General features: G+C 40.1%; 13 protein-coding genes. 2 read left to right on the forward strand and 11 right to left on the reverse strand.

Translation table 11 applies throughout. From position 1 onward, the window contains the following. Nucleotides 1-30: 30 nt before the first annotated feature. The gene (locus tag AC6UDE_RS06120) at nt 31-1,383 is read left to right on the forward strand and encodes an HD domain-containing protein (protein ID WP_500693992.1); all 1,353 of its coding nucleotides are present in this window, start codon (nt 31-33) and stop codon (nt 1,381-1,383) included. Between the two features lies 1 nt (nt 1,384). Next, on the forward strand, nt 1,385-2,194 hold the full coding sequence (gene yidA / locus AC6UDE_RS06125) for a sugar-phosphatase (RefSeq protein ID WP_500693993.1): 810 nt from the start codon (nt 1,385-1,387) through the stop codon (nt 2,192-2,194). Between the two features lie 56 nt (nt 2,195-2,250). On the opposite strand, the gene AC6UDE_RS06130 is transcribed toward yidA, so the two are convergent. From AC6UDE_RS06130 to AC6UDE_RS06180, 11 genes are all read right to left on the reverse strand, one after another. Further along, complete coding sequence (locus AC6UDE_RS06130) at nt 2,251-3,243, reverse strand: ribose-phosphate diphosphokinase (protein ID WP_500693994.1); 993 nt, start codon at nt 3,241-3,243, stop codon at nt 2,251-2,253. A gap of 79 nt (nt 3,244-3,322) precedes the next feature. After that, nucleotides 3,323-4,702 (reverse strand): bifunctional UDP-N-acetylglucosamine diphosphorylase/glucosamine-1-phosphate N-acetyltransferase GlmU, encoded by a 1,380-nt coding sequence (glmU, locus tag AC6UDE_RS06135; RefSeq protein ID WP_500696922.1) that lies wholly within the window; start codon nt 4,700-4,702, stop codon nt 3,323-3,325. Nucleotides 4,703-4,726: 24 nt separating this feature from the next. Continuing rightward, entirely contained in the window at nt 4,727-5,554 is an 828-nt protein-coding gene (gene purR / locus AC6UDE_RS06140; protein WP_500693996.1) for a pur operon repressor, read from the reverse strand. A gap of 107 nt (nt 5,555-5,661) precedes the next feature. Beyond that, on the reverse strand, nt 5,662-6,462 hold the full coding sequence (locus AC6UDE_RS06145) for a metal ABC transporter permease (RefSeq protein WP_500696923.1): 801 nt from the start codon (nt 6,460-6,462) through the stop codon (nt 5,662-5,664). Next, nucleotides 6,455-7,153 (reverse strand): metal ABC transporter ATP-binding protein, encoded by a 699-nt coding sequence (locus AC6UDE_RS06150; RefSeq protein ID WP_500695771.1) that lies wholly within the window; start codon nt 7,151-7,153, stop codon nt 6,455-6,457. The genes AC6UDE_RS06145 and AC6UDE_RS06150 overlap by 8 nt, the downstream gene beginning before the upstream one ends. Before the next feature lie 209 nt (nt 7,154-7,362). Continuing rightward, entirely contained in the window at nt 7,363-7,593 is a 231-nt protein-coding gene (locus AC6UDE_RS06155; RefSeq protein ID WP_500693999.1) for a Veg family protein, read from the reverse strand. 72 nt (nt 7,594-7,665) lie between these two features. Continuing rightward, entirely contained in the window at nt 7,666-8,556 is an 891-nt protein-coding gene (gene rsmA, locus AC6UDE_RS06160) for a 16S rRNA (adenine(1518)-N(6)/adenine(1519)-N(6))-dimethyltransferase RsmA (protein ID WP_500696924.1), read from the reverse strand. After that, nucleotides 8,549-9,118 (reverse strand): ribonuclease M5, encoded by a 570-nt coding sequence (rnmV, locus tag AC6UDE_RS06165; RefSeq protein ID WP_500696925.1) that lies wholly within the window; start codon nt 9,116-9,118, stop codon nt 8,549-8,551. Before rnmV ends, rsmA begins: the two co-directional genes overlap by 8 nt. 1 nt (nt 9,119) lies before the next feature. Beyond that, nucleotides 9,120-9,893 carry a TatD family hydrolase gene (locus tag AC6UDE_RS06170; RefSeq protein WP_500696926.1) on the reverse strand — a complete coding sequence of 258 codons (774 nt, stop codon included), beginning with the start codon at nt 9,891-9,893 and terminating at the stop codon, nt 9,120-9,122. A gap of 60 nt (nt 9,894-9,953) precedes the next feature. Beyond that, a complete protein-coding gene (gene metG, locus AC6UDE_RS06175) occupies nt 9,954-11,996 on the reverse strand; it encodes a methionine--tRNA ligase (RefSeq protein ID WP_500696927.1) in 2,043 nt (680 codons plus the stop codon). A 66-nt stretch (nt 11,997-12,062) separates the two neighbouring features. Further along, on the reverse strand, nt 12,063-12,911 hold the full coding sequence (locus tag AC6UDE_RS06180) for a DUF72 domain-containing protein (protein ID WP_500696928.1): 849 nt from the start codon (nt 12,909-12,911) through the stop codon (nt 12,063-12,065). Nucleotides 12,912-12,913 lie beyond the last annotated feature (2 nt).

The raw sequence follows: 12,913 nt of genomic DNA on the forward strand, positions 1-12,913 counted from the left end.
AGAGAGATTAGTATAAGTGGAGGTCTTTTATTGAAGTATTACAATCAACCATTGAAATATGACAAAGTTTTTCGTGACCCAGTTCTGGGTCACGTTTACGTTGAACACCAAGTAATTCTTGATCTCATTAATACGCCTGAATTTCAACGTCTAAGACGAATCAAGCAGTTAGGAACTACTTCATTAACCTTTCACGGAGCAGAACACACCCGATTTAGCCACTCTTTAGGAGTGTATGAAATTACTAGACGAATTTGTGATAATTTTAAGCGAAATTATCCGTCTAAAAAAGCGGGTGATGGCTTATGGGACGATTCAGAACGAATTGTGGCCCTGTGTGCCGCTCTACTTCACGACGTTGGTCATGGAGCTTATTCACATACGTTTGAACACATTTTTCACACCAATCACGAACAGATTACTCAGCAAATCATCACTTCAAACGAAACGGAAATTAACCACGTCTTAAGTGAGGTCGGTCCTGATTTTCCCGAACGCGTCGCCAGTGTCATTAACAAGACCTATGACAATCCGCAAGTCGTCCAAATGATTTCAAGTCAAGTTGATGCCGATCGGATGGACTACCTTCTAAGTGATTCATATTACACCGGAGCACAATACGGTAATTTTGATTTGGATCGGATTCTTCAGGTGATGCGTCCGTACTCTGGCGGGATTTGTTTTCGGGCAAGTGGTTTACACGCGATTGAGTACTACATTGTTTGTCGTTTTCAAATGTATCAACAAGTATACTTCCATCCCGTCTCACGTTCGATGGAGGTTATTTTAAGTCACCTACTGATGCGGGCAAAAGAATTAGCGTTACAACCTAAGAGCACCTTTAAGCCTAGTCTTTTAATGCCAATCTTTTCTAATAACTATTCCCTAGATGATTATTTACAAATTGACGATGGGGTGCTTAACACCTACTTCGTCATGTGGCGCAAGTCGGAAGATCCGATTCTCTCTGACCTCGCCAAACGTTTCTTAAATCGGCGTCCCTTTAAATCCGCTAAATACAACGATCAGACGGAATTTTTAATCCCTAAGCTACAAAAGATCATTGAAAAAGCCGGATTTAATCCAAAGTACTACACTGCCACTGACAACAGTTTTGATCAGCCCTATGATGTCTACGATCCCAAAAGTAAACATCAAAACGCCCAGATTGAACTGATGGAAAATGATGGTAATTTGGTAGAACTCTCTCAAACTAGTGACCTAGTTCGTGCCATTACCGGAAAACTAATTGGTGACAAGCGTTTTTTCTTTCCACGTGAAATGCTTAAGCCAACAAAAAACGTTGAACTTTTTCAACCTTTATACGATGAATTTCAAAAATACATTGATAATGACAACCTTATAATTCCAAAGGAGAACTAACATGGATATCAAATTAATTGCCATCGATATCGACGGCACCCTATTAAACGAAAAAAATCAATTAGCAAAAGCAACCATCGAAGCTATTACTAAAGCCTGCAATCAAGGCATAAAAGTGGTTCTTTGTACTGGTCGCCCCATTACTGGCGTAAAGCCATACCTTGATAAGCTCGGAATTGACGGAGACGATGAATACGCCATCACTTATAATGGTGCCCTAGTCGAAACGGTTAGTGGCAAAGTGTTAATCAAAGAAACGGTTAAGTATGATGACTTTTTAGAAATTGAAATGATGTCACGAGAAATGGGAGTTCACTTCCAAATCGAAACGGTTGATTCCATTACCACTACCGATCGTGATATTAGTCCCTTTTCCGTTGAAGAAAGCCATCTTGTTTCGATGCCCATCAAATATCGAACTCCTGGTGAAATCACTCGTGACGTCAACATTTACAAACTGATGTACGTTGATTATCCGGACAAGATTACCAAAGCAAAGGGCAATCTACCAAAATCAATCTACGACCGAATGAGTGTCGTTCAGAGTTCACCGGTCTTTCTTGAGTTTATGAACTCAAATTCAAGTAAAGGCAATGCCTTACGGGATCTTTCCGAAAAGCTTGGTTTAAAGCCAGATAACGTCATGGCCATTGGCGATCAGGGGAATGATATTTCGATGATCAAGTTTGCGGGACTGGGAGTGTCCATGGGTAACGGAATCGATGAAGTTAAAAAGAACGCCCAATTTGTTACTAAACCTAATTCAGAAGATGGGGTAGCATACGCCATCAATAAGTACGTTAATCAATAACAAACGAGCGCAAAAAAATAATCTTAGCATTTTAAGCTAAGATTATTTTTTATCCATTACTTTTTTTCATCATCCTTACCATAGTCAAACCGATGACTAAACAGCGGACTAACGGGACGATTTTCGTTAATTCTAGTAATTGCGTCTCCAATTAATGGTGCAACTGAAATTTGTTTGATCTTGTCAATTTTTTTATAATCGGGTAACTGAATGGAATCAGTCACAACCAGTTTCTTAATTGGCGAAGCTTCGATTCTTTCGGTTGCTGGCCCTGATAAGACGGGATGGGTACAACATGCATAAACTTCTGAAGCACCAGCATCCATTAAGGCTTGCGCACCTTTCGTAATGGTTCCAGCTGTATCAATCATATCGTCAATCATAATACAACGCTTCCCCTTTACATCCCCAATGATGTTCATAACTTGAGCAACGTTGGCTTTTGGGCGACGCTTATCAATAATAGCAATTGGAGCCTTTAAAAACTCAGCCATGGCACGAGCTCGACTCACCCCACCATGATCAGGTGAAACAACTACCGCGTCTTTTGCGAGTCCGTTCTTGATGAAGTAGTCAGCAAGAAGCGGTGCCCCCATCAAATGATCAACGGGAACATCAAAGAATCCTTGAATTTGAGCAGCATGTAAATCAAGGGCTACCAAACGTGTGATTCCATCTTTTTCCAGCATGTCTGCCACTAACTTAGCGGTAATTGGTTCACGACTTCGTGCTTTTCGATCTTGTCTAGCGTAACCATAGTATGGAATAACCACGTTAATGGTTTTGGCACTTGCTCTTCTTAAAGCATCGATCATGATTAATAATTCCATTAAATTATCATTAACGGGATCAGAAGTTGATTGGATAATATAAACGTTATCGCCACGAATGCTTTCTTCAATATTAATTTGAATCTCACCATCGCTAAAGCGACTGACGGAAGCTTTTCCCAAGGGAACTCCCACTCGTTTAGCAATCTTTTCTGCAAGCGGACGATTTGAATTTAAAGAAAAAATCTTTAATTTTGGATCAGCATACTTTTCAGCCATTATAACCCCCACATTTTTTTCCTACCTAATCAATTCCATTATATTATTTTCAGAAAACAATTTCACTATTTAGCTCAAATTAATTAGCGCCTTTAAAGGGAAGTTTTTTATAATAACCCGGCTTGTTAGTCTGGCGCTCTCTAGCAATTCCCATGTCGTACTGATCCATGTCGTCGGTAATGGTCGAACCAGCCGCAATAAAAGTATGATCAGCGATGTGGACTGGGGCGATCAAGTTGGAATTACTTCCAATAAAAGAATCATCACCAACCGTTGTGGTGTGCTTATGGGCTCCATCGTAATTCGCAAAAATCACTCCGCAACCAATATTAATGTGTTTACCGAGTTTAGCATTGCCAACGTAAGTCAGATGACCCATCTTGGTTCCCTCGCCAATGGTGGCACTTTTGACCTCACAGAAGTTGCCAATGTGAACATTCTTTTCAATCTTAGCACCCGGTCTTAAATGACTATCTGGTCCGATATCAGAACCTGGCATCATCTCAGAATCTTCAATTACCGAAGAGAAGACCTTAACGTTATCATGAATTTTACTGCCAGAAATTTTAGAGTGGGCACCAATGATACAATTACTACCGATTTCCGTCCCATTTTGAAGTTGAACTCCTGGTTCAATAATGGTATCCTGACCAATTTTAATGTCACTATCAATATAGGTATCATCGGGATTAACAATCGTAACACCATTTTGCATGTGCTGACGATTAATCCGGGCTTGCATAATTTGAGTGGCACGGGCCTGAGCGACCCGATCGTTTACACCCATCGATTCATTAAAGTTCGCCATTTTGTAGGCAGCAATTGTGTGACCTTCATTTTTTAAAACTTCAATGGCATCAGTTAAATAATATTCACCCTGAGCGTTATCATTATTAATCTTGTGCAAAGCCTCAAATAACGAATGATTATCAAACACGTAAACCCCAGTGTTAATCTCATGAATGGCTTGCTCTTCCGGCGTAGCATCCTTTTGCTCCACGATCTTTTCTACAATCCCAATGTCATTTCTAACAATCCGGCCATAACCAGTCGGATCAGGAGCTTTAGACGTCAAAATGGTCGCGGTGGCCTTTTTTTGTTCGTGATACTCAAAGAGTTGCTTAAGAGTAGAGGAGGTAAATAATGGAGTATCACCACTAATAACTAACGTCTCACCATCTGAGTTCTTTAAAAGTCCTTCAGCTCGTGCAACGGCATCGCCAGTCCCAAGTTGTTTATCTTGGACGACGTACTCACAACGATTGCCAAGTTCGTTTTCTACATCTTCAGCACCGTAACCAACAATCGTGATGATGTTATCCATATCTAACTTGGATACCTGCGTCAAAACATGGTCAACCATTGATTTCCCACAAATTCGGTGGAGAACTTTATATAACTTGGACTTCATCCGGGTGCCCTTACCAGCCGCTAAAATAATCGTATTCTTTGAACTCATTTTTGTTCCCCTTGTAATTAATTTTTAATTTGTACTCCCAAAAATTTTTTGGGCATAATTGCCAGGTTTAATCTCAATCTGATCATCTTTAATATCCATTTTAAGTAATGAAGTAAAATCAGTAACCTTTCTGTGACCTGGGTCATCGGTTTCAACAAAAACCGTACTGCCCACTAGATGACAATCAAACTCATCAATCAGGGACGTCAGACCAGAAATCGTTCCGCCACCACGCAAAAAATCATCAACAATCAAAACGTTAGAACCTGGCTTCAGGCTTCTTTTTGAGATTGTCATTCGTTTAACTTCTTGACTAGATGCCGAAACGTAGTTAACACTCACGGTCGACCCCTCAGTAATTTGAGAGTCGTGCCTAGCAATTACCAGTGGCACATTTAAATACGTGGCAGAAGCTTCGGCAACTGGAATTCCTCTCGTTGCCACCGTTAGTACTGCGTCAACTTTCTGAAACAGGTATTGGGTGGCAATGATCCGCCCAATGGTTTTCAACTTCTCCGGTTGGCCTAAAATATCGGACATATAAACATAACCACCAGGAAGATAACGATCGTTATCGTTTAAGATGTCAGAGACCTCTTTAATAAACTGATCAGCCGCCTCTTTTAAAATGTATGGCGTAAATTTGGCGCCCCCAGAAGCTCCGGGAACGGTCTCAACCAGACCAATCCCACGTTGTTGAAATGCTTGCTTCACAATGGCTAAGTCCTCACTAATGGAAGATTTAGCAGAATTGTAGCGCTTAGCGAAAAAAGTTAATGGTACTAATGTATGAGGACGGTTTAATAGATAGTTTGTCATATCTACTAATCGTTCACTTCTTTTAAATTTCATGCTTTCACCTCGTCATAAATTGGCACACAAGGAAATTTTAGCATAAATGTTCGTGTTTTACTTCACTTTATCGAAAAAAGAGTAAAAAAAAGAGGAACTAAATCAAATTAGCCCTCCCTAAAGTGATTATAAATCAGTGATCCAAAGTAAATGGCAACCTCAATAACAGCAATAAAGAAACTTACCGGCCAGTTCGTGTAGTATCCAAGCGTTAATCCAGCCCAAACTCCGATCAAACCAAAAACAATGGCCAGTCCAATCATTTTTCCGACTGAATGGGAAAAGTATTTAGCACTCGCAGCTGGCAAAGTCAAAAGGATAAAAATCAAAAGTGCCCCGACAATTTGAGCAGCCACGGAGACACTTAAGGCCAGCATCACTAGGAAAATCAATGAGAGGATTCCACTTGGAATTTTCTGGGCTCTGGCTCCTACTGCATCAAACGAATCAAATTTTAAGTCCCGATAAATACATAGGGTCACGATTAACACAATCACCGATAACCAAATCATCTGGTGGACCTCAGCGGCACTGATCCCAACAATACTTCCGAACAGGATATTAGTGGCATAACTAGCACTACTGTTTGAAAGGGCTAGAAATAAGACTCCTAGTCCAATAAAGAGGGCCGAAACAGCACTGATGGTATCTTCTCGTCTTTCGGCAACGGAGCCAGCACTCATTCTCCCAACGAGAACCGAACTAATGGTGGTAAAGAGTAGCATCCCGTTTAACGGACTAATCCCAACAAACATTCCAAAGGAAGCTCCAGCAAACCCAATCTCAGATAAAGTGTGGGTCAGAAACGGCATGTTTCTTGAAACGACAAACACCCCGATGACCCCACAGACCACCGCAATGATGGTACTGGCTAAAAAGGCATTACGCATAAATTCAAAACTAAACATCGGCTTGTCCCTTCCAAAATTCTTCAACATTTAAGTTCTTAATTGGTCCAAATTCATAATTATCAGGACGCAAAAACAAGTATTCGTTAGCGAACTTCTTTGCTAGCGGAATGTCATGCGTAACAAAAATTACGGTTAACCCACTTTTGACGTTTAGATCGGAAACCACATTAAGCAGGTTCTCCTTGGCCTCTGGGTCAAGACTTGCCGTCGATTCATCCAAAATCAAAAGATCGGGTTTCACTACCAGCGCCTGTGCCAGATAAGCTCGTTGTTTTTCCCCACCGGAAGTTCTTCCTAATGGTTCTTTGGCAATATCAGTTAGGTTAGTCTCAGTTAGGACCTGATTTAACGTTTCACGATCTTTTCTTGAAAGCCACGGTAGTTTAAAACCACTAAAAGCTAGAGCAACAAAATCTTTTACCGACAACGGATATTCGGTATCAATGTTTCTAAACTGGGGCACATACCCAATCTTGACCTGAGAACGATCCGGGATAAACTGAACCTTTCCACTGGTGGGCTTCAATTGACCAAGAATCACTTTGATCAAGGTGGTCTTCCCTACTCCATTCTGGCCTACAATGCTTAAAAAACTACCACGTTTCACGTTAAAGCTCAAATCACTTAAAACGTGTTTATCCGCAAAATTAACGGTTAAATTTTCTATCTTTAAAACTAAGTCATCCATATTTAAACTCCTACCATTTCGAGCTTCAATAGTACTAACGAAGCTTACTAACTAATCAATAGTTCTCAACTAATATAACACTGTTATCTTAAGATATGCAACTAACAGCTCGGGGAAATCATGGATTATCTTGACTAATTTAAATACCCACATTATCTTACTAACTACTAATAATATAAAGCAAAAAAAAAGACCTTTCGGTCAATTCATTAAACAAAGTTAATCTCGATGTTCTTGGTTAAAATATCAGTATAACTGTATGATACTTGTCCTAACTTCTCGTCTGGATCAAGTGTAATTAAAAATACAGCGGGAAATGTCTCAGCCAGAACCCCATCATATTCGTTAGTTCGTTTTCTTCCGGCTTGTGCAGTTACATGGATTTCCTGTCCAATGTGATTATCTAGAAATAATTTAATCTTAGATAGACTAGTTGGCATTATCAATCACCTCGCGTATTACTATTATACATTAAAATCAATATAATGTAAAGGTAATGGATGAATAGCTTGTTATGCCAGCAATCCACTTACGTGAAACTGATTTGCCATTTTCACAAATTGATCAACCGATAACTGTTCGGGACGGTCTGACTTATTAATGCCTAACCGTTTTAAATCCTGTTCAATTTGTTCTTTTACCTCAGGTTTCTTCCCAAAAATACCCTGCAAATTATTCCAGAGTGTTTTTCTTCGGTGCATGAAGCATCCATGAGCAAAGCCAAAGAAAGCTTTTTCATCGTAAGCAATCACCTTTTTATCTGTTTTCGGGGTTAACTTGACCACCGCAGAATCAACTTTTGGTGAGGGAATAAAGGACTTGGCCGATACGTTAATTGCAATCTCAACGTTTTCTAGATACTGAGTGATAACCGTCAAAGCCCCATAGTCGCGATTGCCCGGCTTTGCACTAATTCGTTTTGCCACTTCTTTTTGCATCATCAACACCGTTGAATCAAATTTAACGTTGCCCTTTAAAATATCCATCAAGATTGGTTTGGTGACATAGTAAGGCAAATTAGCCACAACTTTTAGGTGGTGTTTTCCATCAAAGTTTTCTTTAATTAATTTTGGCAGATTAGCCTTCAAGAAGTCTTCATTAATAATTTTAATGTTGTCATAGGGACTGAGAGTCTCATCTAAGATTGGGAGAAGATTCTCGTCAATTTCAAAGGCCATTACGGCGTGAGCTGATTGAGCAATTTGTTCAGTTAACGCCCCAATGCCAGGTCCAATTTCAATTACATCATCGGCTTCTGATATTTGGGCAACTGCAACGATCTCCTTTAAAACTCCAAGATCGTTCAAGAAATTTTGCCCCAAGCTTTTCTTCGCGTTTAAACGGTATCGGTTCAAGATGGCCTGGGTCCGAGCTGGACTGCCGATTGCTGGAACTTTACTCATCTAATCCCTCCTTATCATCAACTTGTTTTAATGCATTGTTAAACTGTTTTTTGGTAATCCCAAACATTCGCAATCTTTTTTGCATTTGTTTAGCGTTAACATACCCCAAATGAAGCAATTCACCAAGTTCCAGTCGGCGTTCTTTGGCTTCTTTCGTTCCTACTAAACCAGCTTGAATCAAATCCCGCTTGCTAATGACTTCTGGATTCTCATCGCTTTCGGTGTACACTTCAGACAAGGCATTCCGAATTGCTTCTGGACTAGCATGCTCAACCCCAAGGGATCCCTTCTGTGTATCAGGAACTGCTTCCGACTTTTTCAAAAAGGCATGCTTTGCTTCTGGAATCTCATCTGAAATTATTTTTCTGATTTTTTCCCCAGAAAAATCTGGATCAGTAAAAACGATGATTCCACGGGTTTGTGCCAACCGATCGATTAGATCGAGGGTCTCATCCGAAATCGCAGAGCCACGGGTTTCAATCGTATCAGCATCAACGGCTCGTTGAATTTGTTTGGTATCATCTTTTCCTTCAACCACAATTACTTCTTTAATTCTTTTCATTTTAATTATCCAATCCAAATATTCGATTCGTATTTTCGTACGTCGCCTTTGCGACCACATCAGGATCAATGTCTTTAAATCTGGCAACTGCTTCTAGGGTATACAAAGAATAAGCCGGTTCATTTTGTCGTCCGCGAAACGGCTCTGGCGTTAAATACGGGGCATCCGTTTCCACTAGGATTTTATCCAGCGGAGTTAAACGAGCGGCTTCATGAACCTCTTTGGTTTTCTTGAAGCTCACGACCCCACTGTATGAAACCACCATCCCTAAATCAACGAATTTCTTCATCCATTCACTATCTCCGTTAAAACTGTGGATAATGCCACCGACTTCACCAATATTTTCATCTTTTAAAATCCGATAAACATCCTCAAAGGCATCCCGGTTATGAACTGAGATTGGTAAATGCATGTTTTTGGCAATTTCAATCTGTCGCCGAAAGACTCGTTCTTGCACGTCTTTCGGTGTGACATCTTGAAAATAATCCATTCCAATCTCACCCACAGCGACAACTTGCGGATTTTCTAGTTGCTTTTCGAGCAGTTCTTCCTGCTCGTGATTGTAATTCATAGCGTCTTCTGGATGCCATCCAATAATTGAATACAGATTGTCGTACTGAGCTGAAAGCTCCAAGGAACGCTCATTTAGCTCAGTATTGGACCCGACGTTAGCCATTCTAACAACACCAAGTCTTTTGGCGTGTCGAACGTAGCCCTCAATATCATTTTGGAATGGTTGATCGTTTAAATGAGTGTGGGAATCAAATATTTTCATTGACTATTCCTTTCATAATCGAAAAAGTTTCACTAATCATTGACTAGTGAAACTTTTTTACTACTCTAAAGTACTGCCATTATCTAAAGTTTGGTCAACAGTTGCTACTTTAATTGAACCGTCTTTTTGTTCAACGGACAAAATCATTCCCTGACTTAACTCACCACGAAGTTTCTTTGGCTTTAAGTTAGAAACAATGATCACTTTTTTACCAATTAACTGTTTAAAATCTGGATACCACTTGGCAATTCCAGAAACAATCTGACGGTCACCGTCATCGCCAGCATCAAGTTGAAACTTCAGTAATTTGTCTGCGTTTTCAACTTTAGCTACGTTTTTAATTTCTGCGACCTTTAATTCAACTTTTTCAAAATCACTAAAATCCAAATTCTTTTTCTCTGATTTTAAAATTGTCTTTTCTGGGTCAAAGGCATTCTTTTGGTCAGCACGTTTCATTGCTGAACGACCCTTGGTTTTGTCAGATTGAGTCATCTGATCCTTAATGAATTTAACTTCAACGTCGTGATCTAAACGAGGGAAAATTGGTTCACCATTCTCAATTACCTTTTGTTTTTCAGGAAGTCCAGAAAGAGTGGCATTCTTGATATCAAACCCATCCATCTGATCAAGACCTAATTGACGATACATCTCATTAGCAGCATTTGGCATAATTGGACTTACTAAGATTGCAATCAAGCGCAGACTGGCAACCAAATGACTCATGACGTTTGCTAATTTAGATTGGTCATCTGCGTCATCCTTGTTCTTAGCCAAGGTCCATGGCTCGGTCTGATCGATGTACTTGTTGGTTTGAGAAACTAATTTCCAAATCTCAGCCAAGGCATCAGATAAATGAGTGTCATTCATTAACCGTTTAAATTCTGAAACGGTTGTTTTAGCAATTTTTTGTAAATCAACACTCGGTTGATCATTGGAATCGTGATATGAAGGTGTTACGCCATCTTCGTATTTATTGACCATTGCAATCGTTCGGTTCAACAAGTTACCAAGGTCGTTAGCTAGGTCATAGTTAACCCGATCAACAAAGTCTTCAGGAGTAAAAATCCCGTCACTTGCAAACGGAATTGCTCTAATCAGATAGTATCTGGTAGCGTCTAATCCATAACGATCGATTAACGTCTCAGGATAAATTACGTTGCCCTTTGACTTGGACATCTTTCCGTCCTTCATGGTCAGCCAGCCGTGGCCATAAATTTTCTTTGGCAGTGGGAGACCAAGGGCGTGAAGAATAATTGGCCAATAAATGGTATGGAAACGAACGATTTCTTTTCCAACCATCTGTAGATCAGCTGGCCAAAACTTCTTAAACAACTCGTCATTATCACTGTCATAACCAAGGGCAGTGATATAGTTTGACAAAGCATCAATCCATACGTAAACCACGTGCTTAGGATTTGACTTAACGGGAACTCCCCACTTAAAGGTGGTTCTCGAAACCGCTAAGTCATCCAAACCTGGTTTTAAGAAGTTGTTAACCATTTCGTTCATTCTAGAATGCGGCTCAATGAAGTCAGGATGCTCTTTGTAGTAATTCATTAACCAATCAGAATATTTACTCATCTTAAAGAAGTAACACTCTTCGTTAACAAGTTGAACTTCGTGTCCAGATGGGGCTTTTCCGCCAATCACGTTGCCTTCAGCATCACGATAAACCTCTGCTAATTGTGATTCGGTAAAGTATTCTTCGTCTGAAACCGAGTACCACCCCGAATACTGTCCAAGATAGATGTCGCCTTGGTCTTGTAACGTTTGAAATATTTTTTGCACGGCTTTTACGTGTTTATCATCAGTGGTTCTGATGAAATCGTCGTTAGAAATATCTAAATTAGCCCACAAGTCAGATATTTGAGTGGCCATCCTATCAACGTAACTTTTAGGATCAACACCCAACTTTTCTGCTTTTTGTTCAATTTTTAGTCCGTGTTCATCGGTTCCGGTTAAATAAAACACGTCGTAGCCAGATTCCCGCTTAAAACGAGCCAGTGCGTCACAGGCAACCGTCGTATAAGCGTTCCCGATGTGTAACCTTCCTGATGGATAATAAATTGGTGTTGTAATGTAATATGTTGGTTTTTCAGCCATCCCAATTCGCTCCTTTATTCCTATCGTACAAATTAAATCGTACCAATATTATACTACTTTTGCCCCTTAAAACAGATCGAGTTGCATGGGAGCTAACCCACCAAAGTTCAATCCTAAAATCTTTTTTAACTGAAGGGCATTGTCAGCCGCATCATGACCAGAATTGTTGTTAAAAATGACGCAAACTACCTTAGCTTTTTGGCGTAGATCATCAACAACTTTGGCAAAATGCTTTAATTCCTCTTCGTTATAACGGTACAGAGTCCGTTTCTTACGCCACTGGGAGCTCTTTTCAAACCAGCCCTTTTGGTTTTGACCGTGCAGTCGAAGCATGACGAAATTTTTATCCGTAACAACAGGTTCAAAGGGCACGCCATCTGACAGGTTATGAGGCTCGTCAGCGATCACTTCACTCATTTTAAGGCTCTTTAGATAATCGTGGACATCATTTGAGATTTCATCACCATACCAGCTGGGATTTCGAAACTCAACTGAGATGGGTAAACTTCCCATCCACTCACGAACTAGTCGAAGGTACCTAATGTTATCGTTGTTTAAATGGAAGTACGGCGGAAATTGAAATAAAACGGATGCCAACTGGTTACTATCAACCAGTGAAGCAACCATCTCACCATACCGCATAAATTGCTCCCTTCTAACCTGCTCATTATCTTCACCAAACTGTGGCAAATGATGTTTGGTCATCAAATAATTGGCCTTTAAGATGAATTGAAAATTGTTTGGAACCTGCTTTTGCCAATTCTCCACCGTCTTAATTTTAGGGATGCCGTAAAACGGATTATCAACTTCAACAACGGGAAAATGTTCCGCATATTCTGATAAAGTAACTTTGCGATCTTCCCCATTAATCAGTGATGGATGATCAGACCAGGTTGTCAGTCCAATTAAAATCACGT

This window comes from Fructilactobacillus sp. X2R5C3 (assembly GCF_059901325.1).

Coding starts and splice junctions, on each gene's coding strand:
- AC6UDE_RS06130 (WP_500693994.1), bottom strand. CDS start 3,243: ATGGCTGAAAAGTATGCTGATCCAAAATTAAAGATTTTTTCTTTAAAT.
- AC6UDE_RS06145 (WP_500696923.1), bottom strand. CDS start 6,462: ATGTTTAGTTTTGAATTTATGCGTAATGCCTTTTTAGCCAGTACCATC.
- metG (WP_500696927.1), bottom strand. CDS start 11,996: ATGGCTGAAAAACCAACATATTACATTACAACACCAATTTATTATCCA.
- glmU (WP_500696922.1), bottom strand. CDS start 4,702: ATGAGTTCAAAGAATACGATTATTTTAGCGGCTGGTAAGGGCACCCGG.
- rsmA (WP_500696924.1), bottom strand. CDS start 8,556: ATGAGTAAAGTTCCAGCAATCGGCAGTCCAGCTCGGACCCAGGCCATC.
- AC6UDE_RS06170 (WP_500696926.1), bottom strand. CDS start 9,893: ATGAAAATATTTGATTCCCACACTCATTTAAACGATCAACCATTCCAA.
- rnmV (WP_500696925.1), bottom strand. CDS start 9,118: ATGAAAAGAATTAAAGAAGTAATTGTGGTTGAAGGAAAAGATGATACC.
- AC6UDE_RS06155 (WP_500693999.1), bottom strand. CDS start 7,593: ATGCCAACTAGTCTATCTAAGATTAAATTATTTCTAGATAATCACATT.
- AC6UDE_RS06150 (WP_500695771.1), bottom strand. CDS start 7,153: ATGGATGACTTAGTTTTAAAGATAGAAAATTTAACCGTTAATTTTGCG.
- yidA (WP_500693993.1), top strand. CDS start 1,385: ATGGATATCAAATTAATTGCCATCGATATCGACGGCACCCTATTAAAC.
- purR (WP_500693996.1), bottom strand. CDS start 5,554: ATGAAATTTAAAAGAAGTGAACGATTAGTAGATATGACAAACTATCTA.